This is a genomic window from Streptomyces sp. NPDC043726, assembly GCF_056436565.1.
This window is the reverse complement of sequence record NZ_JBWKCI010000017.1, coordinates 1-25,719: the sequence shown is the minus strand read 5'-3', so window position 1 is coordinate 25,719 and position 25,719 is coordinate 1. Positions and strand designations below refer to the sequence as shown.

The following is a 25,719-nucleotide window of genomic DNA, read 5'->3' as shown; positions in this document are numbered from 1 at the left end:
CGCCGGGCCGCTCATCGACGGCGGCGTCCGGAACGTGGCCGAGACCGATCGGGACTGCCCCTCTTCTAGCGCCGCACCGCGCTGCTCAGCAGTCGCAGGGCGTGGCCTACTGCGCGCCGCTGTCTCGGCAGGCGGCCGCTCTTTGGGGTCATCACGAACCGCCGTCCTGGGCCGTGATGGCCCGGGCCGTGCGGGCGGCTTTGTCCTCGGTGTCCGACACGGCCGCGCTTCCCATGCCGAACAGACCCTGCCGTAGGAACACGGCCAGGCCGTGCGCGGCTGCGGCGATCCGCAGGAGCAGGTCGAACGCGGCGTCGGGGCCGGGGGTGAGCTGCCGGGCGACCGGCAGGAGAAGGCCTGCGACTTCGTCACCCGCCGAGGCCAGGTCGGCGAACCGGGATTTGTCGAGTCCGGCATGAGCAGTGTGTCCCGGTCGGCGAAGTGCTTGTACGGCGCCGCGACGCTCACGCCGGCCCGACGGCTCGCCTCGGCCAGGGTGAAGCCGTGCGGGCCTCGCTCGCCGACCAGTTCCAGGGAAGCCCGCAGCAGAGCGTTGCGCAGATCGCCGTGGTGGAGGCCGACGGTGCGGCGCCGCCGCGGTTTCGGCCCCCGCGCCCGGCGCCAGTGCGGGCATGCGCTACGCGTACGTCGCCGACCCGGAGGGCAACCTGCTGGAGCTGATCGAGACGGCGTGACCCGGGGAAGGCGCCGGCCGGCACACCACCTCACTCACGCGAAGCCGGAGGGCGTATCGGCTTCGAGCGCCGTGGCACGCAGCGCCGCGGCCACTCGTGCCACCGCCTGGGTCGGCGGGGTGGGGAGGCGGGCCAGGAGCAGGCGGCGCAGCTCCTGCGGCCCGCCGCGGACGGGGAGGACGCACACGCCGGGAGGCACGGCGGAGACCAGCGAGGCGGGCAGGGTGGTCAGTCCGCACCCGGCGGCGACGAGATGGAGTTTGGCCAGCCAGTCGCGGGCGGTGTGGGCGATCTCGGGGCGCTCGTCCAGGCCCGGCCACACACCCATCAGCCGGTCCTCTCCGGACGCCGACCCGGCGATCCAGCGCTGCCCCCGCAGATCGGCCACGTCCACGTATTCACCGCGGGCGAGCGGGTGCGTGGCGGGCACCGCGAGCCGCAGGGGGCGTTCGGTCAGGGTCTGCAGGGCCAGCGGAGGCGTCTCGGTGTCCGGCGCGCGGAACGGCGGCGCCGAGGCGAGCAGGGCCAGGTCCAGGCTGCCTGCCCGCAGCGCGCGGACCAGGGCCGGGGTGCCGCCCTCACGGCCGACGACGTCGAGTCCGGGGTCGCTGTGCCGCAGCGCGGCCAGGGTGCGGGGCAGCAGTGCGGCGCCGGCGCTGGGCACCCACCCCAGCCGGACCGTCCCGCTCTGCTCCGGCAGACCGGACAGTTCCCGGGCGGTCGCGTCGATCTCGTCGAGTACGACGGTCGCGCGCCGCATGACGACGCGGCCCGCGGCAGTGAGCCGGGCACCGTCGCGCCGTCGCTCCAGCAGTTCCGCTCCCGCGGCTCGTTCGATCGCGGCGATCTGCCGGGAGACCGCGGACTGGGTGTAGCCGAGCGAGGCCGCGGCCGCGGTGAAGGTTCCCTGTTCGGCCACGGCGCGCAGGACGCGCAGCGCGGTCAATGACACGTCGGTGAAGTCCATGATGTTTTCGCATACTAGCTGTGCCGAACTTTCGTTGGACTCATGCAACACGGGTTTCTAGCGTGGCCGTATGACCACTTCACGCATCGCCCTCGTCACGGGCGCCAACCAAGGGCTCGGCCGGGCTCTCGCCGATGGGCTGGCGGCCCGCATGGATCCGCAGGATCTGGTCCTGCTCACCGGCCGAAACCCGCAGCGGGTGGCGGACGCCGCCCGGGAGGTCGCCGAGCTGCCCGCCACCCGCGCCCGGGTCGAGGGCCGGGTCCTGGACGTCACGGACACCGACGCCATCGCCCGCCTCGGCGAGGAACTGCGGTGCCGGTACGGAGGGGTGGACGTGGTCGTCTCCAACGCGGTCGCCCGGCTGCTGCCCGAGGAGTCCCAGGCTGAGCGGGCCGACGAGTTCATCGACGTCTCCAACACCGCCACGCACGCGGTCCTGCGCACGTTCGGCCCCGTGCTGCGTCCGGGTGGCAGGCTGCTCGTGGTGGCCAGCAGCCTGGGCACGCTCGGCCACCTCGACCACCGGCTCCACCACTTGTTCTACCGGGCGAGCCTGGACCAGGTCGAGTACGCCGTGGAGTCATGGCGCAGCGCCGTCCACAACAAGACCGCCCAGGAGGCGGGCTGGCCCCTGTGGCTGAACGTGCCCTCGAAGGTGGCCCAGGTGGCCGCCGTCCGCGCCGTCGCCGCGGAACGCCGTACACGTGACCTCGCCGACAACACGCTCCTCGCGGCCGTGTGCCCCGGCATGGTCGACACCGCCACCTCGCGCCCGTGGTTCAGCGACTACAGCCGGGCCCAGTCCCCCGCCCGGGCCGCCGAAGCCATCCTCGATCTGGTCTTCGCCGAGCACGTCGATCCCGCGCTCTACGGCGAGCTGGTGCGCTTCGGCAAGGTCCTTCCGTGGCATGACGGCACACCTCCGGTCGAGCAGGACGCCCTGCTCGACCCCTGACCACGCCGTCCCGCACCCCTGCGAGCCACTCTTCCAGCAAGGAGCCCTCTCATGACCGCTGCCATCAGCACCCCGTTCGGCTTCGCCAGCACCGCCGGTGAGGTCGTCGCCGGAATCGATCTCACCGGCCGCAGCGCGGTCGTCACCGGCGCCTCCTCCGGCATCGGAGCGGAGACGGCCCGGGCCCTCGCCGCCACCGGCGCGGCCGTCACCCTCGCCGCGCGGGACGTGGCGACGGGCCAACGCGTGGCCAAGGACATCACCGCGTCGACCGGCAACCAGGACGTGCGGGTCGCGCCACTCGACCTGACCGACCCCGCGTCCATCACGGCCTTCACCACTGCCTGGCAGGGACCGCTGCACGTCCTGGTGAACAACGCCGGCGTCATGGCCTGCCCCGAGCAGTACACGGATCAGGGCTGGGAATGGCAGTTCGCCACCAACCACCTGGGCCATTTCGCCCTCGCCACCGGCCTGCACGACGCGCTCGCCGCCGACGGCAACGCCCGTGTCGTGGCGGTGAGTTCCACCGGCCACCAGCAGTCACCGATCGTGTGGGACGACGTCAACTTCGCCTTCCGCCCCTATGACCCCTGGCTGGCCTACGGACAGTCCAAGACCGCCAACGTCCTGTTCTCGGTGGAGGTGACCCGCCGCTGGGCCGACGACAACATCACCGCCAACGCCCTGATGCCCGGCGCCATCTACACCAACCTGCAACGGCACACCGGAGGGCGGGGCAGCGGCCGCGTCCCCGCCGAGCTGATCAAGACCGTCGAACAGGGCGCCGCCACGTCGGTACTCCTCGCCACCTCGCCGCTGCTCGAAGGCGTCGGCGGACGCTACTTCGTCGACTGCAACGAGACCGACATCGTCGACCGCCGCTCCGGCACCCTGCACGGCGTCGCCCGCTACGCACTCGATCCGGCGGGCGCGCGGCGCCTGTGGGACCTGTCGCAGGCTCTCCTCGCCGGAGCCGCGTGATCCGGCCGCGTCCCGGACAGGGCTTGTCCGGCGAGAGGATGCCCGCACGTCTGAGCGCGGCGGAACTTACGGCTTGTGGGTTACCCAGAGCAGTTCCGCCGGCCAGCGGTGTGCCCAGTCGGGTGGGTCGGTTTCGTTGTAGCCGTTGGGTGTTCCGCGTTCGGGCCGCGGCTCGATGAGGTCGTCGATGATGAGACCCGCCCCGCGCAGGACTCTGACCCAGTCGCCGTAGGTGAGCTGATAACTGGTCGCGCCGTCGCCTTCGGCGATGGCGTCCAGCCCGAAGTAGTCCTGTTGCAGCGTCGTGGTCACGCGGCTGGCGGCTTCGTCGTAGCACGCTTCGAACCAGGGGCTGGCGACGTTGAACACCAGGCGCCCGCCTCGGCCCAGGACGCGTGCGGCCTCGGGGACGGCCAGGTGCGGGGGCGCCCAGCTGAGCCCACCGAAATCGCAGAAGACCAGGTCGAAGCTGGCTGCGGCGAAGGGGAGTTGTTCGGCGGCGCCGTGCACGAGCGGGTAGCGGGCCTCTCCCATCGCGTGGGCCGCTGCGGCGAGTTGGGCTTCGGACAGATCGAACCCGACCACCTTGGCACCCTCGGCGGCAAGCGCCCTGGACCACTGGCCGGCGCCGCAGCCGAGTTCGAGGACACGCTTGCCGGTGACGTCGCCCAACGCGCGCAGTTGCGCGTCGGGGATGGAGTACATGCCCCACAGCCGGGGTGCGGCGCCGATTTGCGGATCGTGCTCGTGCTGGTAGGCGCTGCTGATCTGGTTCCAGAGCCGCCGGTTGGCGGAAATGCTGTCCACGCGCCCGACTCCAGCACTGCCTGCCGGGTGCGGTCAACAGGATTGATGCGCGGCCCGCCCTCACCTCGGTCCCGCACGTGCGAGTGCTGTCATCCGCCGACCGCCGCCCGTTCCCCTGAAGCCCCATTTCTGGCCTTGCTGGTCCACGCGCCATCGTCGTGAAAGGACTCGGCGGCCCCGACCAACTGCACACCACCCAACTGCCCACCCCTGAGCCCGGCCCGGGTGAGATCCGCGTGGACATCAGCGCGGCCGGGGTGAACTTCATGGACACCGGAGCCCGCCGACTCGGCGCGGCCACGGGCCAACTCCCCTTCGTACCCGGAGTGGAGGGCGCCGGCCGCATCAGCGCGCTGGGCCCGGGACTGGCCGAGTTCGCGGTCGGTGACCGGGTCGCCTGGGGGTACGCCTACGGTTCCTACGCCGAACAAATCGTGCTCCCCGCAGCCGACGCCGTGCCGGTGCCCGACGACATCTCCGACGAAGTGGCCGCGAGTCTGATGATGCAGATCAGAAGACGCGATCACTGGCCGGTCCACGCGTCCTGCGCGGATCCGTAGGCACACGTCAAGTCATGCCACCTGCGCGGCTCATGCCCCTGAGGATCGCCCCACCAGGCGTTTCAAGCCTGCCGCTCTGCCACGGTGTTCGCAGGTTCCGCCAACATTTCGGGCGCATAAGGCCAGTTGGTGCTCTCCCCGCTCAACTACACACGTTCTCCGTTCTCACCAACGGCGCATGCCGCTCCGCGCGCAGGGCATCCGGCTCAGACATGGAAAGGAGGGCTTGGATGAGCCCGAGGCTGAACGTTCTACTGGCGCGCGGTGGCACGAGCGATCCGTCCGACTGGGCGTGGATCGCCGCGGTGTTCGCGCTCTACCTTCTGATCGGGTACGGGCTGGAGTACCGGTCGAAGAGACGCAGAGGTGCCGCACGTCCGGCGAAGGCGGCGGCGCAAGACCTGTTCTCCGAGCGCGAGGAGATCGATCCGGGTCAGCGCTTCACCAGCCGCATGGTGATGCTGTGCGGCGCGCTGGCAGTAGGACTCTCCGCTTTCTTCACCCAGAACGCACCGACGGTGGTGCGGTACCTGATCGTGGGCACCGTGGCGCTGCTCGGGATCTTCGCGTGGGCGTATTTCGACCACCGTACAGAGCCGCGCAACGACACCGGGGCTCAGGAGCCGGACTTGCACGCATGAACAAGCCCCAGCGGGCGGCGGACGCACACCGGCGCCGCCTCGCTGGGCTCGGGATGACGGTGCGGGATGCTCCTGGATCAGAGGCGGTAGTGGAATACAGGACGACTGGCGACGCGTGCGCGGACTCGCCGTGGGCAGTCGGACACCAACCACGACCAGAAGGAGGGCAGGCATTGTGGGCACCGCCGTACACGTACCGCAGACCAGGGACATGCTGGGCGAGGAGCTGTCGGGGGACGAGGCGTTCACCGCTCTGCGGCACTACGGCGGGCTGCGGCTGCTGGTGGACTCTTTCGTCCGGTTCCGCTTCGCCGACGGTTTCACCAACGCACGGGCACTCGCCTTCCAGGTGGTCCTCGGCCTGGTGCCCTTCACGGTGGCGCTGGTGGGCCTGGCCACCTCGGTGCACACCGAGTCCGTGGGACGGGCCGTGGAACTCACCCTGGCCGAAATCGTGCCCGGAACCAGCGGCGAGGTGGTCGCTGACGCCTTCGACACGACCCGCTCCAGCGCCGACGGCAATGTGTGGAGCACCCTCGCGCTCTGGCTCGGCCTGGGCTTCGCGCTGCTGAACCTGGCTTCGGCGATGGGACAGATCGAGCGGGGTGCCAACCGCATCTACGGCATCGAGCGCGACCGCCCACTCCCCCGCAAGTACGCCCGCTCCCTCGCCCTGGCCCTCGCCGCGGGCCTTCCGATGATCGTGGGGTTCATCGTCCTGGTGGCCGGTGATGCGGTGGGTGACGCAGTAGCAACGTCTTTCGGCTGGTCTCTCGGCACACCCGGCTGGCGAAACGCCCTCCAGGTGCCGGTGGGGCTCGCGCTGGCGTGGATCGCCTCGGCCGTGATCTTCCGGTGGGCACCGCGCCGGGTCCAGCCCGGCTACACCTGGCTCGCCTTCGGCTCCGCCCTGCACCTGCTGCTGTGGGTGGTGGCGACCTGGCTGCTCGCACTCTACGTGGAAGGCAGCGGTGCGTTCGGGGCCCTGTACGGCCCGCTCACCGCGTTCATCGCCCTGCTCCTCTGGGCCAACCTCACCGCCGTGGCCCTCTTCTACGGCATCGCGTTCGCCGCCCAGCTGGAAGCAACCCGCGCCGGCATCACAGCACCCGCGCGCCCCGACCCCGGTCCCGGCGACTGAGCAGCCCGACTTCGGGGCGCCGGCGCCGTACGAACGCGTGGAGCAGGCTCGAGGCGGGGCCCAGCCGACCCAAGTCCCGGGAGGGTTCTCAGCGGCCTGCCGGGGCGGTGGTGAAGAACTCGACCATCCGCTCAAGGCCGTCCGCGCCGAACATGGTGTCCAGACTGGCGGCGGACTCGACGGCGGAGGCTTCGCTGCGCGGGAAGAGGGCGTCCTCGTACGCGGTCAGGGCGGCCTCGGTGTCGCCCGGGTGGGCGGCGATGGCGAGGGCGAGTTCCGCGCCGTCGATCATGGCGAGGTTGGCGCCCTCGCCCGCGAACGGGGACATGAGGTGGGCGGCGTCGCCGAGCAGGGTGACACCGGGGACGCGGTCCCAGCGGTGACCGACGGACAGGGCGTGGATACGGCGCGGGGTGATGGTCTCCGCGTCCGCGATCAGGCCGCGCAGGCTTTCGTGCCAGCCGTCGAAGTGGGCGAGGACCGCGGCCTTGGCGGCGGCGTGGTCGCTGAAGTCGATTCCGTCCAGCCAGTCCTCGTCGGCCTTGAGCGCCGTGTACACGTGGAGCGAGCCGTCGGTCTCCCGGTGTGCCAGGAGGGCACGCTCGTGGCCCAGGGCGAAGAAGGAGCCGCCGCCGATGACGACCGCGCTGCGCGGGTGGCGGGTGTCGGCCTCGTACAGATCGGTCTCGACGAACGAGATGCCGGTGTAGGCCGGCTTGGCGTCGGAGAGCAGCGGCCGGACGCGCGACCAGGCGCCGTCCGCGCCAATGAGGAGGTCGGTGGTGATGACGGAGCCGTCGGTGAACGTGACCTTGTGGCGGCCGTCGCCCAGCGGGCGGGCGCCCGTGGCCTTGCGGCCCCAGCGGACCGTGCCGTCGGGCAGGGAGTTCAGCAGCAGGTCGCGCAGGTCGCCGCGGTCTACCTCGGGGCGGTCGCCGGTGCCGTCGTCCTCCTGGGCTACATGCACCGTGCCGTCGGGGCCCAGCAGGCGCATGGCCTGGCCGCCCTCGTGGACGAGCTTGAGGAAGTCGTCGTGCAGGCCGGCGGCGTGCAGGGCCGATTGGCCGTTCTCCTCGTGGATGTCGAGCATGCCGCCCTGCGTGCGGGTCTCCGGCCCCGTCTCCAGGTCGAAGATCGCCGACTCGATGCTGTTGACGTGCAGGACGCGGGCGGCGGTCAGACCGCCGAGACCGCCGCCGATGATCGCGACGGGGAAGTGGGTGGTGGTGGTCATGGTGAACCTCTTTCGCGCAAGTGGGACGCGTGTGCGCGCCGGGGACGCGGCTGCCGCCGGTGCGGACGCCGGGCGGGACGGCATGCGCAGTGGCGTGGCTGTGGTCCGTCCGGCCACTTCTCACGTTAACGAACATGTTCGTAGCGAACAAGTTCGTCAATGAGTGTGCGTGGCCACACCGAAGCGCCCTCGGTCCGGCACGCGTCGCACGCCGGACCCGGAAAAGCAGGCTCAGTCGGCCCGGTCGGGTACCGGAGTGTGGGTGATGCCGTTGACGAGGACGTCGAAACTCCAGCGCATCCGGCCCCCGGCCGCCCCCTCGATCAGATCCGGCATGTGGGCGGTGATCGCCGGATGCGTGGCCTCGTCGACGGAGCGCAGGGCGCGCACGGTGGCGTTCCAGTCGTCCTCGGCGGTGGGGTCGTGCTCATGCGTCGAGTGCTCCGCGGCGGTGGCCGTGGCGTCCTGGAGCAGCTTGTCCACTCCCCAGGCGACCTGGGCGCGGGGAGCGCCGCTGCGCGCGAGCAGGTCGAGGATCCGCTCCACCAGCCGCAGGTAGTTCTCACCGCTCGGCCTGGCCACGAGCGCGGACCGGGCGAGCTGCGGGTGCTCGAACAGCACCAGGGTGTACGACCTCATCACCGTGCGGAGCTGCTCGCGCCAGTCGTCACCGCCGCCCCGGCCACTCAGGTCCACCTCGCCGAGCAGCGCGTCCAGGACGGCCGCGTGCAGCTCGGCGGTGTTGGCGACGTAGACGTACAGGGAGGCCGGGCCGGTGTCCAGCTCCTGCGCCAGGCGACGCATCGTGACCTTCTCCAGCCCCTCGGCCCGCATGATCCGCACGGCCGTGTCCACGATCCAGCGCCGCGACAGGGCGGGCTTCGCGGGACGCTCCCGTCGACTGACCGGCTCTCTTCTCGCACTCATGACACCGATCGTAACGAACGCGTTCGGATCCCAGAGCGGCCCGCGGGGGGCGCTAGGGCCGGTCGTCAGTTCAGGTTCTGGGCCCGGCGGCGGCGCACGATGACCAATACGGCCGCACCTGTGCACACCGCTCCGGCAGCCACGGCCATGGTCGGCAGCGCCGGTGATCCGGTGTCTGCAAGGTTGCCGCCCTGCGGCGTGGTCCCGTCGCCGCCGGTCGACGACGCCCCGCCGACCGACCCGCCCGTCGACCCTCCCGACCCGCCGGTCGATCCGCCCGAGCCACTCGGCGAGGGGGTCGGCGAAGGAGTCGGCGAGGTGGTCGGCGAAGGGGCTGGACCCCCACCCGTGACGTCCAGCGTGATGTCGGCCTTGTCGTTGGACTTGTCGGGGTCGAACGGCCGCGGCTCGGTGCTCAGGGCCACCGAGCCGCTGGCGTTCGCCACCCGCTTGTCGATCTTCAGTTGGAAGGTGTAGGTCTCCCGGCCGCCCTCGTTGAGAGCCCGCTGGCTCATCCCGCAGTCGTACGCCTTGCCCTTGGCCTTGCAGAACCCGGGCGCCTTGGTGACCGACGTTCCGGCGGGCGGGGTGACGATGACGTGTACGGTCGGCTCCCCCAACTTGGCCATGAACCAGGCGGGTCCGGCGTTGGTGAACTCCACCTTCATCGGCACCGTTTCACCGACACGCCCCTTCAACTCGGCGCCCGCCACCTGGAAGTCGGCCGTGTTGACGGAGGTGACGGGCACGATGACTACTCGCACGGCCCCTTCGCTCCCGGCCTGCCCCTTGACCAACTTCACCGCCGGTGCGGTTCCCGCCACTGGCGGAAGGCCGTTGTCGTCCGGCCCTGGATCGTTGTCACCGACGCGTACCAGCAGTTCGTCGTTGAAAGCACGGCTCAGGGCCTTGGCCTGAAGGGGCTTCTCGGGTGTGTAGACGGCACCCGGTTCCACCGGCTGCTCGAACCCGCACACCGCGTGCCAGCGCTCCGGCATCTCGTCGTAGGACCGGACCTGCTGGGTCCAGCAGTTGGAGGGAACCTCCGTGAAATCGAGTCCCCGGGTGACGGCGTAGGTGACCCACACCTTCTCGGCGACTGCGGTGCCCTTGTTCGCCACGGTGACCGGAAGATCGAAGGTGGTCCCCGGCTGCACGCCGTTGATCGGTTGAACGCCTCCGATGAACAAGTCTGGGGCGTCTTCATCGGCGAAGGCGGCGGGAGCGGCGGCCAGCGCGATCAGGCCGGCCGCGCCGAGAGCGGCGACAGCGACACGGGCGGGGCGACGGCTGTACGGGGGCATCGGCATGGGGAGAACCTCAGTCGGAGCGCGGGCAAATGGACGGTGTCCACCGAGAGAACGGAGTGTCGAGCGCTAGACTCCCGCCGGTCCCGAACGGTTGCACGTCCGGCGCCTCCTCCTCCCGATCGCACCCGTCGACCCACCCCGATATCGGCAATAGGCACCGATTTCGCGGTGGCGGCGCCGCCTAGCATGGTGATCACCAAGACAAGGAAGAACCGGGCACGCTGGAGCGGCTGAACCTGGCCTTGGAGCACATCGAGCTGCACTCGACCAGACCATCGAGATCGAGGAACTGGCACGCATCGCGGCCCCCTCGGAATACCACCTGCGTCGGATGTTCTCCTCGCTGGCGGACCTACGGCCTCACGATCGAAGGCAACAGCACTGCGAGGCATCGCGTGGTCAACAAAGCGGGCTTCACCGTCGTCGGGCTCAGGACACGGGTGCCGCTGGTGCACACGGGGCCGAACCAGGCGATCGTCGACTTCGTCCGCGGGATCGCCCCCCGGGACCCTGGAACACCTGGAGAAGCTGTCTGACCAGGAGCCCTATGGCATCGTCGCCGTGTGCGACGGCCTGGACGCCAGCCGCGCCGAGGGCACGGACGTCGTCCTGCCCGCGCTCGGCGAGTCCGTCACCGAGGGCACCGAGGCCGATGCCGAGCTGTGGCTCCCGGTGGAACCCGAGCGAAGCTGAACAGAGGCCCAGCCGGCGTCCTCATGGCATGGCCTCGCCGTGGCGCCCGACAAAGACGGTGCGGAGAATGTCGGGTGATCGGCACCGGTCCCGCCGCACGATGGGGACATGGATGACACAACCTTGGTATCCCGCTTTGTCCGCGACGGCTTCGTGAAGCTGGAGGGCGCTGTCGCGCCGCGCGTCGCCGCGGATTGTGCGCGGCTGTTGTGGCGAGAGACAGGCTGCGACCCGGACGATGCGGCGACGTGGACGCAACCCGTGCACTGGGTGGGCGGCATGGCGCAGGGGCCGTTCGCCGCCGCGCCCAACTCCCCTTCCCTGCATCGCGCGTACGACCTGCTCGTCGGAGTGGGACGCTGGGAGCCGCGGTACTCGCTCGGCTCGTTCCCGCTGCGGTTCCCGCACCCGGAGGAGCCGGACGACGCCGGATGGCACATCGAGGGAAGCTACCTGCCGGAAGGTGAGGACTGGCACTTCACCAACCTGCGCTCCCGGGGCCGGGCGCTGCTGATGCTGTTCCTGTTCAGCGAGGTCGGCGAGGAGGACGCCCCCACCCGGATCCGGGTCGGGTCACACCTCGACGTGCCGAGGGTGCTGGAGAAGTACGGCGAGGAAGGGGCGAGCGGGCTGGCCCTCGCGCCCGATCTTGTGGCGGCCTCCGACCACCGGCCGGTCGTACTCGCCACCGGGTCCCCGGGCGACGTCTTTCTGTGCCATCCGTTCCTGGTCCACGCGGCGCAACCGCACCACGGGGTACGGCCCCGCTTCATGGCCCAACCGCCACTGATGCCGGCCGCGCCGTACGAGCTGGAGCGGGCCGACGGCGCGTACTCGCCCGTGGAGATCGCGATCCGTCGGGGGCTGGGACTGGACACCCCGGCCATCGGCCTGAGCTGACGTTTCCACAGCGGAAAGTCTCGACTTGCCATGATGGAAACACACCCATAGAGTTTCCGCCATGGAAACCAACGGGGACACCATCCGCCCGAGCGTGCAGCAGGCACGCGCCGCACTGGCCGACACCGAGCGGGTCCGGGCCTCCGCCACGGCCCTGTCCGCCACTCCCTGGCCACGCTGGTTCGCCACCACGCTCACGCTGTACGTCGCTGCCGTACCGCCGGTCTACGGAGGCACCCTGGCAAGCCCTCAGTGGCTGCTCCCCAACATGGCCTGGGGCGTCATCATGGTGGTGATGACCGCGGCATACCTCGCCCTGTTCGCGGTCGCGGGCGCGAACTGGCGCAAGAAGACCGGCGTGGCGCTGCGCCTGGACGTGCTGCCCAAGCGGGCTACCGTCCCCCTCATGATCGGACTGCCCGTGGTGCTGGTGGGCTCGCCTTTCGCCTTCCGCGCCACCGGGGAACCGCTGTGGCTGTTCGCCGCCTCCGCCATCGGGGCCGCGGTGTCGATCGCCTTCCACCTCACCTTCGTGCGCATGCACCGGACCACCTCGTGACCCGCTCCACCTCCGACCCCATGGACGGCTTCGACGCCACCATCCACGCACCCAACCGGCTGCGCATCTGCGCGCTGCTCGAGGCCGCCGGCGAGGCCGAGTTCGCCGTGGTCCAGCAACAGCTCGACGTCTCGGCCTCCGTTCTGAGCAAGCACGTCACCGTGCTGATGGAGTCCGGCTACGTCGAACAGCGCAAGGCCGTACGCGACACCCGCCAACGCGTCTGGCTGCGCCTGACCCGGCAGGGACGAGAGGCATACCGGGCCCACCTCGCCGCTCTCCGCGCCATCGTCGGGCCGTAGCCGCCCGGCCCCTCCGCCCGTCCACGGTCTTCCAGGCTGCGTCTCTTCAGACGGCGCTCGGTCACCTGAGCAACGCGAGCAGCGCCGCTTCCACGGAGTCGAGGTCCGGATCGCCGCCATCCGAGGTATCGACGCGTATGACGGCATCGACTCCATCCGGTGGGTCGAATATCGCCGCCTTCATTTCCCCTCGCTCGAAATGAGCCGAGAGCTGCCGGTCGACTGCTCCGCCTGTGGCCGCCCGGGCTCGGAGGCGCTTGCCGATGACCGAGGCGTCCGCGCCGACGTGAACGGCGAGCACGCGTGCGTCACAGGCGACGAGCGTGTCCACGAGGGTACGCGACAGCACCGAGGACTCGACGACGAAGCTCACCCCCGCAGAGGCGAACAACCGTGCCGCGTCGACCATCGCGGCCTCGGCGCGGGAACTCAACGGCCCGCCGGCGATGTGGAATTCAGGATCGAGTTCCATACGGCCGTCTTCGGCGACGGATGCGGAGGACAGCCCGATACCGCGCTTGATCTCGTCCCTGGTCAAGAAGGGCACCCCGAGGCGGCGGGCGGCCGCGTCGGCGACGGTGGTCTTTCCGGCCCCCGGAGACCCGCATATGGCGACCACGATTGGCCGTTCCTGTCTCAACATCCGCCGATCCTGCCGGATCTTGATCACCGTGTCCACGAGTCGGCGTCGTGAAGGGCAGTTCCTGGAGGCGTGCGTTTGCCGTTGACGGATCCGGCAAAGCGAAGTGCATGAGTGAATCGAACAGCGGCACGAACCAGAATTCCGCATCCAAACGCAGCGCTTCCGCCAAGGCCCGTCAGGCCGCGGCGAAGGCGACTGCCCCCGCGTCGAAGGCCGCGGACGCGGCAGCCGACAAGTCCGGTGGCGCGGCTTCGGCCGCCGTGGGCGTGGCCGAGCGTACGGCCGGAGCCGGCACGAAGGTCGCGCACAGCGCGGCCGAGCGGGTCAACGCCGGGCGTCAGGTCGTCGTGGACGCCTCGGGACAGGCGGTGGCCCTGGCCACGACTGCCTGGACGTTGATCGCCAATCGCAAGCTCCTCGCGGCCGGTGTCGGCGTCGGCCTGTCGGCGTTGACTGCCACGTCCTATCTCGCGGGTCGCCGTTCCGGGCGCCATACGCACGGTCCGATCACCCGTCTGACCGGCGGCCGGATCTGAGATGACAGGCGAGCCCTCTCATGGAGCGGGGCGCACCTGTTGTCACTTTCACGGCTGCTCTTGCGGGAGGCCGAGAGGTCGCGTTGCGCGCTCTCTCGGCCTCCCGCAATGGTTTCCGTAACGAAAAGGCCGAAGGCCGCTGCGGGCCTCACGGTCGGTGCACCGTGAGGCCCGCAGTGAGGGCCCGCAATCAGCGGGGTGTTGTCGCCGTCGCTCAGTCGGCCGGGGTCAGAGCGACCTCAGCGCTGCCCGAGAGGGCCGGCAGGCCGGCCGGGGGCGTGTCCGTGTAGCTGGCGTTGAAGACCGCCTTCAGGTTGTCCGAGCCGGAGTGACCGCCGTCGAGGAACGTCTTGAACGATCCGGAGCAGCCGTTGCTCGTGGACAGCGGGTGACCGTGCGAGTCGTGGCCGAGGATGAACGAGACACTGACCTTCGAGCAGTCCACCGGCTGGTCGTCGGTGACGGTGACCTCCCAGGTGACCGTGTCACCCCAGTGGAACGGCGTGCCGCCGTGCGGAGCGGGGTCGGTGGTGAGCGCGACGACCGGCGCCTTGTTGCCGACCACCACGGGGACCGACGCGGAGGCCGAGCGCCCGGTGCGGTCGGTGACCTTCAGGGTGGCGTCGAAGACGCCGTTCGTGGTGAAGGTGTGCTTGGGGTTGGCCTCCCTGGAGTCCACGGTGCCGTTGGCGTCGAAGTCCCAGGCGTAGCTGAGGGCGTCGCCGTCGGCGTCCTTCGTGCCGGCGCTGGAGAACTGGACCGTCAGCGGGCTCGTGCCGTTGGTCACGTCGGCGGCCGCCTTGGGCTCCGGGGTGCGGTTGCCCCGGGTGAAGTCGATGCGGGAGAGCTGGGCCTCGGGCAGCTCCGCGAAGTACCCGGTGCCGTACTCCAGGACGTACAGCGCGCCGTCCGGGCCGAACTCGGCGTCGATCGGGCCGTCCGTCTTGATCGTGGGAATCGCGTCCTCGATCTTCGTGATCTGGTTGCGCTTGTCGAGGGTGAGGGCCTTCATCTGGTCGCGGGTCCACTCGTAGAAGAGCGGCTTGCCGTCGAAGTAGGCGGGCCAGCGGTTCTCGGCGTCGTTCCGCTTGTCGTAGCGGTACGCCGGGCCGCCCATCGGGCCGATGCCGCCGGTGCCGAGCTCCGGGAACTCAGCGGAGGCACCGTAGCCGTAGACCATCTCCGCGTCCGTGACCGGCGGCAGCTCGGCCAGGCCGGTGTTGTGCCGGGAGTCGTTGACCGGCTTGGCGCAGTTGAACGCGCCGCTCGACTTCTGGGTGGCGAAGTCGTAGTCCTGGTACGGCATGTCCTGGGTCACGCAGAACGGCCAGCCGTAGTTGGCGGGGCGGTCGATGACCATCCAGCGGCCGTGTCCGGCGGGGCCGCGGTCGGGCTTGGCCTGGTTGGCGTCGGGCGAGTAGTCGCCGACGTAGACCTCGCCGGTCTTGTCGTCGACGCCGAAGCGGAACGGGTTGCGCAGACCCATGGCGTAGATCTCGGGGCGGGTCTTCGCGGTGCCCGGCGCGAAGAGGTTGCCGTCGGGTATCGCGTAGCCGCCGTTGCGCTTGACCTTGATGCGCAGGACCTTGCCGCGCAGGTCGTTGGTGTTGCCCGAGGTGCGCCGCGCGTCGTAGGCCGGGTTGCGGTCGGCGCGGTCGTCGAGCGGGGCGTAGCCGTCGGAGGAGAACGGGTTGGAGTCGTCACCGGTGGACAGGAACAGGTTGCCCTTGTGGTCGAAGTCGATCTTGCCGCCGACGTGGCAGCAGATGCCCCGGTCGGCGGGGACGTCGATGATCTTCTGCTCGGTGCCGAAGTCGAGCTTGTTGCCCACGAGTTTGAAGCGCGAAAGCCGCGTGACGCCCTCGTACTTGGCGAAGTCCGCGGGCGTGCCGAACTGCGGTGCGTCGCCTTCGTTGACGCCCGCGGTGGCGGGGTCGTCGACGGGGGTGTTCAGACGGGGTGAGTAGTAGAGGTAGACCCAGCGGTTCTTGGCGAAGCCGGGGTCGACGGCGATGCCCTGCACGCCTTCCTCGTCATGCTGGTAGAGCCCGGCGGGGCTCTTCTTGAGGTCGGCGGCGAGGAAGTTCACCCCGCTCTTGGGGTCGTGGATGCGGACCTCGCCGGTGCGTGCCGTGTGCAGCACCCGCCTGTCGGGCAGGACGGCGAGGGCCATGGGCTCGCCCGGGCGGTCGTTGAGGGTGACCTTCTGGAAGTCCGACGGGGCCGGCGGTGCGGGATCCGGCTTGGCGGCTTGGGCCGGGGACAGCGGCAGGAGCCCGACGGCTCCGGCCAGCGCAGCCGCCCCCACGAGGGTGACGATCCGTCTGTTGCGCACTCAGAACTCCTCTGGTCTGGTCGGCGGCACCGCGTTCCCGGGGAGCAACCCCGGCCGGCCGCCGCAGAGTGACATCGGGTGAAAGCCCGTGCGATGGGAGGCAGTTGGACGCTAAAGCGCCCACTTTCAACTCGTCAAGGACAAAGTTTCAACTTTCTCGGGGAAAGTTTGTCCCGGTGTTTCACGGTGTTCAGGGTGTTTCGGGCAGGTCGGGGTGACCCGCCCCGCGCCGAGGCGCCGGGGCGGGTCCCGCGGGTGACGCTCCGTCAGTGGCGGGCGCGCAGCGCCGCGAGGTTGTCGTAACCGATCCGCGCGAACTCCAGCGACTGGCCGGGAACGCTCGCGCTCGGCGCGTTGTCCTGCTCGACCATCGGGTTGTGGTAGTTCTTCGCGCCCACCCGGACGAAGAACCGCCGGTAGTCGATATCGCCCGTGCCGAACGGCACCATGTCGTAGCCCAGCCCGCTCTGCGGGTTGACCACGCCGTCCTTGGCGTGGAAGAGCGGGAAGCGGTTGGTGTTGCGGGACACGAGCGCGGCGGGGTCGAAGACCCGCTCCCGCTGCGAGCCGTCGTGGGCGGTGTAGGTGTGGAACTTGTACTGGGCCACGTGCGCCCAGAAGACGTCCAGCTCCAGGTAGACGCTTCTGCGGTCCGTCACCTCCAGGAAGTACTCCAGCTTCCTGATGCCGGAGCTGCGGGTCGGGCGGCCCTGTGCGTCGAGCGGACCGCCGTCGAGCAGGAAGTCGTAGGCGCTGTCGTGGTTGTGGGTGTAGAGCTTGACGCCCTCGCGGCGGGCGATGGCGCCCATGGTGTTCCACTTCTCCGCGGCCACGTCCCAGTCGGCCCGGTAGGCGCTCCCGGTGGGGTCGCCACCGGTGCCCATGTGGTCCATGCCGAGGATGTTGGCTATCTCCAGGTTGAGCTTGAAGGTGTCCAGGTCGGCCTGGGTGAGCGGCCAGGACGGCGGAATGAACCCGTGACTGCCCTGCGCGCGCAGCCCGTACTCGTCGAGCCAGGAGCGCATCAGCTTCGCGCCCTGAACGGTGCCCAGGTTCGCGCCGCCCGGCGCGTTGGCGTGCTGGCCGTAGCCGGCGAACTCCACCTGGCGGTAGCCGAAGCGCGCCAGCTGCCGGAACACCTCACGGAAACCGGAGGGCAGGTCGGAGGCGAGCGGGTCACGGCCGATCGCGTCACGGACGGTGTAGAGGATGATGCCGCGCTTGTGCGGCGGGACCAGCGCGGAGCGGCCCCGGTCCGCGCCGGCGGCTTCCACGTTGTCCTGCGCCAGCGCGGGACCCGCGCCGAACACCGGTGCGGCGATCGCCGCGGCCCCGACGGCCGTGCAGGTGCTGAGGAAGCTGCGGCGGCTGACGCCGAGCGTGCGGCGCAGGGCGTCGCCGGTGACGGATTCGTCGTTGAACGTGGTCACAGTGTGTCTCGCTTTCGTTGTCACGGTGCTGCGGGATGCCCGACGGCAGCCGCCTCAGGAGAGGCCGGCGAGCCGCAACAGCAGGGACTTCACATCGGTGGCCGCTACGCGGCCGGACACTGCGCGGGGGGTGGAAACCAGGACGAGCGGACCGTCGTCGTCGCTCGTGGGGAGGCGGCCGTGGCTGCCGCGAATGGGTGAGGGATCCAGGGGTACGACCGCCATGCGGTAGCGCATGCCGAGCTTCTTGCGCGCCAGGGCGGTCGCGGCCTTGACCTTGACGTAGGGGTCGAGCGGGTCCATGAACAGTTCGACCGGGTCGTAGCCGGGTTTGCGGTGGATCTCGACGAGCTGGGCGAAGTCGGGTGCGCGGGCGTCGTCGAGCCAGTAGTAGTACGTGAACCAGGCGTCCGGCTCCGCGACGGCGACGAGTTCGCCCGAGCGCGGATGGTCGAGGTGGTGGGCCTTCTTGCCCTCGTCGCCCAGGAGTTGCTCGATGCCGGGCAGGTTCTCCAGGGCCGCACGGGTGGCTTGCAGGTCCTCCGGGCGGCGGACGTAGACATGGGCGATCTGGTGGTCGGCGACGGCGAAGGCACGGGAGGCCATCGGGTCGAGGTACTCCATGCCGTCCTGGGTGTGGACTTCGAGGAGTCCGGCCCGGCGCAGGGCGCGGTTGATGTCGACGGGGCGGCTGACGCGGGTGATGCCGTACTCGGACAGCGCGACGACGGTACGGCCTTCCGCGCGGGCGTCGTCGAGCAACGGGCCGATGACGGCGTCGAGTTCGGCGGCGGCCCGATGGGAGCGGGGGTCGTCGGGGCCGTAGCGCTGCAGGTCGTAGTCGAGGTGCGGCAGGTAGCACAGGGCCAGGTCGGGCCGGCGGGTGCGCATGATGTGGCGGGTCGCCTCGGCGATCCACTGGCTGGAGACGATGTCGGCGCCGGGGCCCCAGAAGTGGAAGAGAGGGAAGGTGCCGAGTTTGGCGGTGAGTTCGTCGTGCAGGGCCGGGGGCCGGGTGTAGCAGTCGGGTTCCTTGCGGCCGTCGGCGTAGTAGACCGGACGAGGGGTGACGGTGATGTCGGTGTCGGCGCCCATGGCGTACCACCAGCAGATGTTGGCGACCGTATAGCCGGGATGGGCGCGGCGGGCGGCGTCCCAGAGCTTGTCGCCGGAGACCAGGCCGTTGTGCTGGCGCCACAGCAGGACGTCTCCGAGGTCGCGGAAGTACCAGCCGTTGCCGACGATGCCGTGCTCCGACGGGTGGGCGCCGGTGAGGAAGGTGGACTGCGCGGCGCAGGTGACAGCGGGCAGGACCGTGGACAGGTTCGCCTGCGAGCCGGAGGCCGCCAGCGCCTTGAGGCGGGGCATGTGGTCGAGGAGACGCGGGGTGAGGCCGACGACGTCGAGGACCAGGAGCGCGGTGGGGCGGTTGCTCATGGCAGCTCCTTCAGGCCGAGGTCGGTCAACAGGTCACGGGCGAGAGTGAGTTCGGCGGCGATGCCGGAGACCAGCTGGGCGCGGGTGCGGGGGCGCAGCTCGGGTGGCAGGGCCTGCCAGGTGTAGGTCTCGACCTCGAGGTGACGGGTGCGCGGCTCGTCCCCTCCCACCAGCAGGGTCAGGGCCTCCCGCAACACATCCAGGGTGGAGGTGAGCGGCGCGGCGGGCGGGGCGTGCAGCGGGACGTGGAAGTGGGCGCGCCAGGGTGTCGCGTCGGGCAGGCCCGCGCCGCCCAGCGCCTGGCCGAGGTCGTCGGTGCCGCGCAGTCCCGCGGGGGTGAGCGTGCGGGTCTGGTGCAGGAAGCGGGGCTCGGCGAAGGCCGCGAGGGCCTCGCGGACCTCCGGCAGACGGGGGTTCTCGGCGTGCAGGGCGGCCGACAGCTGCATCTTGGGGATGCCGACACCGGCCGCGGCGAGCGCGGCCAGTGCCGTGCCCGGGTCCTCGAAGGAGGTGGCGAGGTGGCACGTGTCCACGCACACGCCGATACGGTCGCCGGGCAGCGCCGTCAGTGGTCCGATCGCGTCCGCGGTGGTCTCCACCGTGCAGCCGGGCTCCGGTTCGAGCGCGATGCGGATCGACTTGCCGGTCAGTTCCTCCAGCGCGTCCAGCCGCCCCGCCAGAGTGGTCAGCGCCGCACCGGCGGTGGCGGCGGCGCGCTCGTCGAAGCCGGTCCGCCAGGCGAGGGGAAGGGTGGAGATGGTCCCCTCGGTGACGTCGTCCGGCAGGAGCGCCGTCAGGAGGCGGGCCAGGTCGGTGGTGTGGGCGAGGCGTTCGGCGTCGGCCCAGTCGGGCCAATAGACGCGGTACTTGACCTCTTCGGCGCCGAACCCCTCGTAGGGGAAACCGTTCAGCGTGACGACCTCCAGGCCGCGCCGGTCCAGTTCGCCGCGCAGTTCCCGCAGTGCCACCGGGTCGCTGTTCAGTGCGCGTGCGGCGTCCTTGGCGAGCCACAGTCCGATGCCGAGGCGGTCCCGGCCCAGACATTTGCGCACCGGCTCGCAGTGGTCGCGCAGTTGGGCGAGAACGCCGTCGAGGGTCTCGGCGGGGTGGACGTTGGTGCAGTAGGCGAGGTGGACGGTGGAGCCGTCGGGGTGGCGAAAGCGCATGGCTCACTCACCGCCGCGCAGGATGGAGTTGCCCTCGTGCAGCTCCTGCGCCTGCGGGAGGTCGAGGCGGAGCCGGCCGCTGAGTCCGTAGAAGGCGACCGGGTTGTGCCACAGCACACGCTCGACGTCGTCCTCGCCGAAACCGGCCGCGAGCATCGCGTCGGCGACCTTGCGGGTCTTCAGCGGGTCGCTCTTGCCCCAGTCGGCGGCCGAGTTGACGAGGACCTTCTCCGTTCCGTACGTCCGCAGGATCGCGACCATGCGGTCCTCGTCCATCTTGGTGTCCGGGTAGACGGAGAAGCCGAGCCAGCAGCCGCTGTCCTTGGCGTGCTGGACGGTCGTCTCGTTGAGGTGGTCGAGCAGGACCCGGTCCAGGGGCAGCTTCGACTCGCGTACGACGTCGACGGTGCGGTGCAGGCCGGTGAGCTTGTCGCGGTGGGGCGTGTGGACGAGGGCGGGCAGGCCGTGGTCGGCGGCGAGCTGGAGCTGGGCGGCCAGCGCGGTGTCCTCGGCCGTTGTCATGGCGTCGTAGCCGATCTCACCGACGGCGACGACGCCGTCCTTGACGAGGTAGCGGGGCAGCGCGTCCAACACCGGTGTGCAGCGGGGGTCGTTGGCCTCTTTGGGGTTGAGCGCGATGGTGCAATGGTGGGCGATGCCGTACTGGGCGGCGCGGAAGGGTTCCCAGCCCAAGAGTGCGTCGAAGTAGTCGAAGAAGCTCGCCGGGGAGGTGCGGGGCTGGCCGAGCCAGAAGGACGGTTCGACGACGGCGCGGACGCCCGCGGCGTGCATGGCCTCGTAGTCGTCGGTGGTACGTGACGTCATGTGGATGTGCGGGTCGAAGATACGCATCAACGCTCCTTGGGCTCTTCGCCCGTCAGGGTCAGCACGCGGCCGAGGTCGTCGGGGACGTCACGGCCGGCGGCGGTCCGCTCGGCGGCGTAGTCGGTGAGCATGCGGGCCAGTTCGCGGTCGCCGGCCGCCCGCTGCGCCAGGCTCGCGACCGCGTCGACGGGGACGCCGGTGAACAGGCACTTCAGGACGGCGTGGCGCCAGGCGTGCGCGTCGAGGTGGGCGGCGGCGTAGGGCCCGACCGCGGCGCGGACGAGGCTGGTGTCGTTGGTGCGCAGGGCGTCCTCGATGAGGTGCACGGCGTGCCCTCCGTCGACCAGGGACGGCAACGCCCGCAGGACCGCACGGCGTTCGGCGGCGCTGCCGTGCTGGTAGAGCCGGGTCAGGGTGTCCAGACCCGCCCGTGCCTCGATCAGCAGCAGCATGCGGACGGTGTCGGCGTTGTCATGGCCGCAGTGCCGCCCGGCGGCGGCGAACCGCAGCTCCCACGGGTGGGCGATGTACGAGGTCGGGGCGGTGGGGGGTGCATTCGCGCCGCGGGTGGCGTCGGCCAGCGCCTCGGCGAGCCAGGCGCGCGCCATGTCGTCGGGCAGCGCCGCGCTGATCTGGTCGCGGGTCCGGGCAGGGGGCTGGGTCATCACGCCGGCACTCCCTTCGTGGTGCCGGCCGCCAGGGCGGCCTGGAGGAACTCGATGGAGGAGCGGGCCAGTTCCGGTCCGGCGTGGGAGTGGCGGGGCAACTCCACGACGGTCAGGCCCTGGTAGCCGGTGGCGGTGAGGGCGTCCAGGACGGGCGGGAAGTCGATCTCGCCGTCGCCGAACGGCAGATGCTCGTGCACCCCGCGGCGCATGTCCTCGATCTGCACGTGCCGTAGCCAGGGCGCGGCCTCGCGGACGCACTCGGCGGGCGTCCTGGGTTCCAGGCACTGGCAGTGGCCGATGTCGAGGGTGAGCCCGAGAGCGGGCGGGCTGCCGAGCAGGGTGCGCAGATGGTGGAAGTCGGCGAGGGTGGCCAGGAGGTGTCCCGGTTCGGGTTCGATCGCGAGCGGCACTCCTGCGCGGGCCGCTGCGTCGAGCACCGGTTCGAGCGCCTGCTGGAGGCGCTGCCAGGCGGTGTCGTCGTCGGTGCCGGGCGGTGTGATGCCGCTGAAGCAGTGCACGGCGTGCGCTCCGAGGTCCGCCGCGACCTCGACCGCGGTGATCAGCAGCCGCGTCCGGGCGGCACGCCCCTCGGGGTCCGGGTCGAGCAGCGACGGACCGTGCTTGCGGCGTGGGTCGAGCACGTAGCGGGCGCCGGTCTCCACGGTGGCGGTCAGACCGAGTTCGCCGAGCCTGCGGGCGACCTTCGCGGTGCGGGCGGGCAGGTCAGGGGCGAGCGGGTCGAGGTGCATGTGGTCGAGGGTCAGCCCGACGCCGTCGTAGCCCAGCTCGGCGAGCACACCGAGGGCGTCGTCGAGTCGGAGGTCGGTGAGGCCGTTGGTGCCGTAGCCCAGGCGGAGTTGCTGTCGGCGGCTCACGTGGGACTCACTCTCCGGGCGAGCGTGCGGGCCAGGGGTACCAGGCCCAGCACCGTCAGTGCGGTTCCGGCCGATCCGGACCGGGCAGCGAGGGCGGCCTGCAGCGGGATCATGGCGCGGATCCCTCCCCCGACGGCCCGCTGGGTCAGTGGCGGGGAGGGATTGAGAGCGGCGTGCAGCAAGGGCACGGCGGCTGTGCGGACGTACGAGGCGGCCGACAGGACCAAAACGATCCCCGCCTTAGTGGGTGTGCGTGCCAGCAGCAGTCCGAGGCCGGTGGTCGCGCCGAGCGCGGTGAGGGGGGCGAGCGGCGAACCGCCGTGCGCCTCGTGCCGGGAGACGGCGGTGACGGCGTAGGTGTGGGCGGCCAGCACCGCGGCGGCGGGGGCCGCGGCGCGTACGGAGGGACTGGCCGTGCCGGAGGGTCCCCCCGGCACCAAAGTGGGTGCCGTGCCAGCGGTCATGGTCGCCGACCGAGTCGCAGTAGGTGCCGTGTCAGCAGTCATGGCCGCCGGCCGGGTCGCGGTGGGCGCCGGTGTGCTCGCCACCGCGCCGAGCAGGAGGTCCAGGGCACGGGCCGCCGCCATCGCCGCCGGGGCCAAGGGGGTGTGCTTCAGGCGCAGGTCGTACGCCCAGACCGTGGCGGTCAGTGCCGACGCCACCGCCAGTGCGGGGCGGCCGGCGCGGGCGGCGAGCGTCAGACCGGCCGCCGTCAGGAGCCCGGCCGCGCCCAGCGCCGCCCGCGGGGAGATCCGGCCGGAGGGAAGAGGACGATGGGGGCGGTCGACGGCGTCCTCGTCGCGGTCGGCCCAGTCGTTGAGCGCCATGCCCGCCTCGTAGAGGCAGAGCGAGGCTCCCATGGCGTAGGCCGTGTTGCGGCCGGGCCGCACCCCGGCGGCCGCGGCACCGGCGAGGGCGTCCCCGGGCACCGTGAACAGCGCGGAGACGCGCAGCAGTTCGGCCCAGTCCCGCAGCCCCGCCCGTCGCGCACGCACGGGTACGGCGCAGTCCTGATCGTTGTCCGGGCGGGCGGCCTGCGGGAAGCGCTTCGCTGCGGGTGGGGCGAGGCGGGACAGCAGGGAGCGGATCACGTGGCCTCCCGCAGGCGGTCGGCGAACGACAGCAGGGCGGTGAACTGCTCCGCGAGGCCCGCCGGACCGGCGTCGGGGTCCTTGAAGTAGAAGCCGAGTTCCGGGAGCGGGCCGGACAGCCCCGCCTCGTGGGCGCGGGCGACCAGGCGGGCCAGGTCCAGGACGAGCGGTGCGGCCAGCGCCGAGTCGCAGCCCTGCCAGATGGTCTGCAGGATCATCCGCGAGCCGAGGAAGCCCTCGAAGGCGATGTGGTCCCAGGCCGTCTTCCAGTCACCGAGCGCCGGCACGTCGTCGATGTGCACCTCGCCCTCCGGCGTGTGCCCGAGGGAGTCGGCGAGGACGCGTTCCTTGCCGGCGTTCTTCGCCGCTGCCGCCGCCGGGTCGGCCAGCGCCGCCCCGTCGCCGCCGCCCAGCAGGTTGGTGCCGGACCATGCCCGTACCTCCAAAGCGCGCTGGACGAACATGGGGGCGAGTACGGCTCGCAGCAGCGTCTGGCCGGTCTTGCCGTCCCGGCCCGCGTGGGGAAGTCCGGCGGCCGCGGCGGCGTCCGCGAGAGCGGGGGTGCGCAGCCCGGTGGACGGCGTGAAGTTGACGTAGGGACAGCCGGCGCGCAGGGCGGCAGCCGCATAGAGCGAGCTGGGCGGCAGCCGGACGGCGTCGGGCGCGGGCAGGGGCTCGGTGGAGGAGACGTTGACGACGACCACCCGGGCCAGGCCGTTGCGCTCGCGGAACGCGGTGAGGTCGGCGGCGAAGGCCGCGATGAGTTCTTCGTCGTCGCGCGTGTCGCCCGGGAGCGGGCCGCCGAGCCGTATCTCCCGGTCTGCGGCCAGGAGTTCGGCGTGTACGGCGGAGGTGAGGCCGTGCGGCAGGACGCCCGCGCCGGTGAGGTGTTCGGCCCGCTTGGGCAGCGGGCAGTCGGCGGTGTCGTGGCCGCCGAACACTAGGGAGGACAGGGGTGGCAGGCCGGTGCCGTCGAACGGCGGGGTCTCCGTGACCATGCCGGTGGGCGCGTGCAGTCCGGCGGTGACCGCCGCACATCCGGCGACGGCGGTGGTGGCCACCGATCCGCGGGCTCCGACGAACCAGACCCCGGTGCGTGCGGTCGGCCCGCCGGTCTGGGGCTTTGATGCGTTCCCGTCGTTGTTCACGGGCTGCCTTCCTGCCATGTCGAACATTCGATGTGGTTGGAGGACGGTGGGCGGGGGGCGCGGGGCCTCCCGCCCACCGCCGGCAAGGGGACGGCTCGGGCCGCGGCCCGCGAGGGCTGCTGTGGGGCGGCGGTGTTACGGCGTCGGAGTGGGTGGCGGGTCAAGTGCGGGGTACCTGAGGGCTGTTGGCCCTGTGGTGTGCAGCACGGACGTCCTCCGTAGGCCGGTCAAACGCGCGGTGAGCCCGTACGGCAGGAATGCGCCGTAAGTCTCAAACCACTGTGTGGCGCCTGTATACGAGGGGGACCGTAGCCCGGTTCGTCCTCGACGGGTAGCCCTCGTGCAACGAATGGGACGAACTTTTTCCCGGCCGAGGACAAAGAGGTCTCCGGGCAGCCCTGACCGGCCCGGCGGCTCATCACCGCCGGGCGTCGGCCTGGCGTTTGGCGTAGCAGCGCCTACTTGTCGCCGCCCGCGAAGGCGGCGTCGAAGGATGCGGACGGCGGCTCGAAGTCGTAGGCCTTCAGGCGGGTCAGGGCCTCGGGGGCGCCCTGGAGCCGGTCCATGCCGGCGTCCTCCCACTCCACCGAGATCGGGCCCTGGTAGCCGATGGAGCGCAGCATCCGGAAGACGTCCTCCCAGGGCACGTCGCCATGTCCGGCGGAGACGAAGTCCCAGCCGCGCCGGGGGTCGCCCCAGGGCAGGTGGGAGCCGAGGCGGCCGTTGCGGCCGTCCAGCCGCTTGCGGGCCTCCTTGCAGTCCACGTGATAGATCCGGTCCCGGAAGTCGTACAGGAAGCCGACGGGGTCCAGGTCCTGCCACACGAAGTGCGAGGGGTCGAAGTTCAGGCCGAACGCGGGCCGCCGGCCGACCGCCTCCAGGGCACG

Annotated in this window: 26 protein-coding genes and 1 pseudogene; 10 read left to right on the top strand and 17 right to left on the bottom strand. The window is 71.1% G+C overall.

The window, feature by feature from the left end; genetic code table 11:
• Positions 1-477: 477 nt before the first annotated feature.
• Positions 478-729, bottom strand: a pseudogene (locus AC068Z_RS36640) (hypothetical protein); the annotation flags it as partial.
• A complete protein-coding gene (locus AC068Z_RS36635; RefSeq protein ID WP_478566041.1) occupies positions 730-1,662 on the bottom strand; it encodes a LysR family transcriptional regulator in 933 nt (310 codons plus the stop codon).
• A gap of 70 nt (positions 1,663-1,732) precedes the next feature.
• On the opposite strand from AC068Z_RS36635, the gene AC068Z_RS36630 reads away from it, so the two are divergent.
• Positions 1,733-2,620, top strand: coding sequence for an SDR family NAD(P)-dependent oxidoreductase (locus tag AC068Z_RS36630; RefSeq protein WP_478566038.1), 888 nt, complete (start codon positions 1,733-1,735; stop codon positions 2,618-2,620).
• A gap of 51 nt (positions 2,621-2,671) precedes the next feature.
• Complete coding sequence (locus AC068Z_RS36625) at positions 2,672-3,604, top strand: SDR family NAD(P)-dependent oxidoreductase (RefSeq protein WP_478566035.1); 933 nt, start codon at positions 2,672-2,674, stop codon at positions 3,602-3,604.
• A 66-nt stretch (positions 3,605-3,670) separates the two neighbouring features.
• Here the strand turns inward: AC068Z_RS36625 and AC068Z_RS36620 are convergent, their stop codons facing one another.
• Entirely contained in the window at positions 3,671-4,411 is a 741-nt protein-coding gene (locus AC068Z_RS36620) for a class I SAM-dependent methyltransferase (protein ID WP_478566032.1), read from the bottom strand.
• A gap of 158 nt (positions 4,412-4,569) precedes the next feature.
• Here AC068Z_RS36620 and AC068Z_RS36615 point away from each other — a divergent pair, with 158 nt between their 5' ends.
• From AC068Z_RS36615 to AC068Z_RS36605, 3 genes are all read left to right on the top strand, one after another.
• Positions 4,570-4,971, top strand: a complete 402-nt coding sequence (locus AC068Z_RS36615; protein WP_478566029.1) for an alcohol dehydrogenase catalytic domain-containing protein — start codon at positions 4,570-4,572, stop codon at positions 4,969-4,971.
• Between the two features lie 230 nt (positions 4,972-5,201).
• A complete protein-coding gene (locus AC068Z_RS36610) occupies positions 5,202-5,612 on the top strand; it encodes a hypothetical protein (protein ID WP_478566026.1) in 411 nt (136 codons plus the stop codon).
• Between the two features lie 175 nt (positions 5,613-5,787).
• Positions 5,788-6,753 carry a YihY/virulence factor BrkB family protein gene (locus AC068Z_RS36605; protein ID WP_478566023.1) on the top strand — a complete coding sequence of 322 codons (966 nt, stop codon included), beginning with the start codon at positions 5,788-5,790 and terminating at the stop codon, positions 6,751-6,753.
• A gap of 88 nt (positions 6,754-6,841) precedes the next feature.
• On the opposite strand, the gene AC068Z_RS36600 is transcribed toward AC068Z_RS36605, so the two are convergent.
• The 3 genes from AC068Z_RS36600 to AC068Z_RS36590 all read right to left on the bottom strand — a co-directional run bounded on the left by AC068Z_RS36600 (position 6,842) and on the right by AC068Z_RS36590 (position 10,224).
• Positions 6,842-7,987, bottom strand: a complete 1,146-nt coding sequence (locus AC068Z_RS36600; protein ID WP_478566020.1) for an FAD-dependent oxidoreductase — start codon at positions 7,985-7,987, stop codon at positions 6,842-6,844.
• Positions 7,988-8,218: 231 nt separating this feature from the next.
• Positions 8,219-8,914 carry a TetR/AcrR family transcriptional regulator gene (locus AC068Z_RS36595; protein ID WP_478566017.1) on the bottom strand — a complete coding sequence of 232 codons (696 nt, stop codon included), beginning with the start codon at positions 8,912-8,914 and terminating at the stop codon, positions 8,219-8,221.
• Between the two features lie 65 nt (positions 8,915-8,979).
• Positions 8,980-10,224 carry a hypothetical protein gene (locus tag AC068Z_RS36590; protein ID WP_478566014.1) on the bottom strand — a complete coding sequence of 415 codons (1,245 nt, stop codon included), beginning with the start codon at positions 10,222-10,224 and terminating at the stop codon, positions 8,980-8,982.
• Between the two features lie 561 nt (positions 10,225-10,785).
• Between AC068Z_RS36590 and AC068Z_RS36585 the strand changes: the two genes are divergently transcribed.
• The 4 genes from AC068Z_RS36585 (at position 10,786) to AC068Z_RS36570 (ending at position 12,678) form a co-directional block, all read left to right on the top strand.
• Entirely contained in the window at positions 10,786-10,917 is a 132-nt protein-coding gene (locus AC068Z_RS36585) for a hypothetical protein (RefSeq protein ID WP_478566011.1), read from the top strand.
• Positions 10,918-11,025: 108 nt separating this feature from the next.
• A complete protein-coding gene (locus AC068Z_RS36580) occupies positions 11,026-11,817 on the top strand; it encodes a phytanoyl-CoA dioxygenase family protein (RefSeq protein ID WP_478566008.1) in 792 nt (263 codons plus the stop codon).
• Positions 11,818-11,878: 61 nt separating this feature from the next.
• Positions 11,879-12,376 carry a hypothetical protein gene (locus tag AC068Z_RS36575; protein ID WP_478566005.1) on the top strand — a complete coding sequence of 166 codons (498 nt, stop codon included), beginning with the start codon at positions 11,879-11,881 and terminating at the stop codon, positions 12,374-12,376.
• On the top strand, positions 12,373-12,678 hold the full coding sequence (locus AC068Z_RS36570; RefSeq protein WP_478566003.1) for a transcriptional regulator: 306 nt from the start codon (positions 12,373-12,375) through the stop codon (positions 12,676-12,678). Before AC068Z_RS36575 ends, AC068Z_RS36570 begins: the two co-directional genes overlap by 4 nt.
• A 61-nt stretch (positions 12,679-12,739) precedes the next feature.
• On the opposite strand, the gene AC068Z_RS36565 is transcribed toward AC068Z_RS36570, so the two are convergent.
• On the bottom strand, positions 12,740-13,357 hold the full coding sequence (locus AC068Z_RS36565) for a P-loop nucleotide/nucleoside kinase family protein (RefSeq protein ID WP_478566001.1): 618 nt from the start codon (positions 13,355-13,357) through the stop codon (positions 12,740-12,742).
• A 71-nt stretch (positions 13,358-13,428) separates the two neighbouring features.
• Between AC068Z_RS36565 and AC068Z_RS36560 the strand changes: the two genes are divergently transcribed.
• Entirely contained in the window at positions 13,429-13,857 is a 429-nt protein-coding gene (locus tag AC068Z_RS36560) for a hypothetical protein (RefSeq protein WP_478565998.1), read from the top strand.
• A 214-nt stretch (positions 13,858-14,071) separates the two neighbouring features.
• Here AC068Z_RS36560 and AC068Z_RS36555 read toward each other — a convergent pair whose 3' ends face one another.
• The 10 genes from AC068Z_RS36555 to AC068Z_RS36510 form a co-directional block, all read right to left on the bottom strand.
• Positions 14,072-16,192 carry a PQQ-dependent sugar dehydrogenase gene (locus AC068Z_RS36555; RefSeq protein ID WP_478565995.1) on the bottom strand — a complete coding sequence of 707 codons (2,121 nt, stop codon included), beginning with the start codon at positions 16,190-16,192 and terminating at the stop codon, positions 14,072-14,074.
• Positions 16,193-16,458: 266 nt separating this feature from the next.
• Positions 16,459-17,622, bottom strand: coding sequence for a sugar phosphate isomerase/epimerase family protein (locus AC068Z_RS36550; protein ID WP_478565992.1), 1,164 nt, complete (start codon positions 17,620-17,622; stop codon positions 16,459-16,461).
• A 54-nt stretch (positions 17,623-17,676) separates the two neighbouring features.
• Positions 17,677-19,059, bottom strand: coding sequence for an alkaline phosphatase family protein (locus AC068Z_RS36545; protein WP_478565990.1), 1,383 nt, complete (start codon positions 19,057-19,059; stop codon positions 17,677-17,679).
• Complete coding sequence (gene eboE / locus AC068Z_RS36540) at positions 19,056-20,225, bottom strand: metabolite traffic protein EboE (protein ID WP_478565987.1); 1,170 nt, start codon at positions 20,223-20,225, stop codon at positions 19,056-19,058. Before eboE ends, AC068Z_RS36545 begins: the two co-directional genes overlap by 4 nt.
• A gap of 3 nt (positions 20,226-20,228) precedes the next feature.
• The gene (locus tag AC068Z_RS36535; RefSeq protein WP_478565984.1) at positions 20,229-21,077 is read right to left on the bottom strand and encodes a TatD family hydrolase; all 849 of its coding nucleotides are present in this window, start codon (positions 21,075-21,077) and stop codon (positions 20,229-20,231) included.
• A complete protein-coding gene (locus AC068Z_RS36530) occupies positions 21,077-21,715 on the bottom strand; it encodes an EboA domain-containing protein (RefSeq protein WP_478565981.1) in 639 nt (212 codons plus the stop codon). The genes AC068Z_RS36535 and AC068Z_RS36530 overlap by 1 nt, the downstream gene beginning before the upstream one ends.
• The gene (locus AC068Z_RS36525; protein ID WP_478565978.1) at positions 21,715-22,593 is read right to left on the bottom strand and encodes a sugar phosphate isomerase/epimerase family protein; all 879 of its coding nucleotides are present in this window, start codon (positions 22,591-22,593) and stop codon (positions 21,715-21,717) included. Before AC068Z_RS36525 ends, AC068Z_RS36530 begins: the two co-directional genes overlap by 1 nt.
• A complete protein-coding gene (locus AC068Z_RS36520) occupies positions 22,590-23,588 on the bottom strand; it encodes an SCO3242 family prenyltransferase (protein ID WP_478566321.1) in 999 nt (332 codons plus the stop codon). The genes AC068Z_RS36525 and AC068Z_RS36520 overlap by 4 nt, the downstream gene beginning before the upstream one ends.
• Positions 23,589-23,680: 92 nt before the next feature.
• Positions 23,681-24,850, bottom strand: a complete 1,170-nt coding sequence (locus AC068Z_RS36515; protein ID WP_478565975.1) for an inositol-3-phosphate synthase — start codon at positions 24,848-24,850, stop codon at positions 23,681-23,683.
• A 440-nt stretch (positions 24,851-25,290) separates the two neighbouring features.
• Positions 25,291-25,719, bottom strand: a 429-nt coding sequence (locus AC068Z_RS36510) for a sugar phosphate isomerase/epimerase family protein (RefSeq protein ID WP_478565972.1), incomplete at its 5' end; no start/stop codon positions are given.

Bases quoted from the DNA above. Each gene is read 5' to 3' on its own strand.
- AC068Z_RS36635 (WP_478566041.1), bottom strand. From the start codon at position 1,662: ATGGACTTCACCGACGTGTCATTGACCGCGCTGCGCGTCCTGCGCGCC.
- AC068Z_RS36630 (WP_478566038.1), top strand. From the start codon at position 1,733: ATGACCACTTCACGCATCGCCCTCGTCACGGGCGCCAACCAAGGGCTC.
- AC068Z_RS36625 (WP_478566035.1), top strand. From the start codon at position 2,672: ATGACCGCTGCCATCAGCACCCCGTTCGGCTTCGCCAGCACCGCCGGT.
- AC068Z_RS36610 (WP_478566026.1), top strand. From the start codon at position 5,202: ATGAGCCCGAGGCTGAACGTTCTACTGGCGCGCGGTGGCACGAGCGAT.
- AC068Z_RS36600 (WP_478566020.1), bottom strand. From the start codon at position 7,987: ATGACCACCACCACCCACTTCCCCGTCGCGATCATCGGCGGCGGTCTC.
- AC068Z_RS36595 (WP_478566017.1), bottom strand. From the start codon at position 8,914: ATGAGTGCGAGAAGAGAGCCGGTCAGTCGACGGGAGCGTCCCGCGAAG.
- AC068Z_RS36590 (WP_478566014.1), bottom strand. From the start codon at position 10,224: ATGCCGATGCCCCCGTACAGCCGTCGCCCCGCCCGTGTCGCTGTCGCC.
- AC068Z_RS36580 (WP_478566008.1), top strand. From the start codon at position 11,026: ATGGATGACACAACCTTGGTATCCCGCTTTGTCCGCGACGGCTTCGTG.
- AC068Z_RS36575 (WP_478566005.1), top strand. From the start codon at position 11,879: ATGGAAACCAACGGGGACACCATCCGCCCGAGCGTGCAGCAGGCACGC.
- AC068Z_RS36560 (WP_478565998.1), top strand. From the start codon at position 13,429: ATGAGTGAATCGAACAGCGGCACGAACCAGAATTCCGCATCCAAACGC.
- AC068Z_RS36545 (WP_478565990.1), bottom strand. From the start codon at position 19,059: ATGAGCAACCGCCCCACCGCGCTCCTGGTCCTCGACGTCGTCGGCCTC.
- eboE (WP_478565987.1), bottom strand. From the start codon at position 20,225: ATGCGCTTTCGCCACCCCGACGGCTCCACCGTCCACCTCGCCTACTGC.
- AC068Z_RS36535 (WP_478565984.1), bottom strand. From the start codon at position 21,077: ATGCGTATCTTCGACCCGCACATCCACATGACGTCACGTACCACCGAC.
- AC068Z_RS36530 (WP_478565981.1), bottom strand. From the start codon at position 21,715: ATGACCCAGCCCCCTGCCCGGACCCGCGACCAGATCAGCGCGGCGCTG.
- AC068Z_RS36515 (WP_478565975.1), bottom strand. From the start codon at position 24,850: ATGGCAGGAAGGCAGCCCGTGAACAACGACGGGAACGCATCAAAGCCC.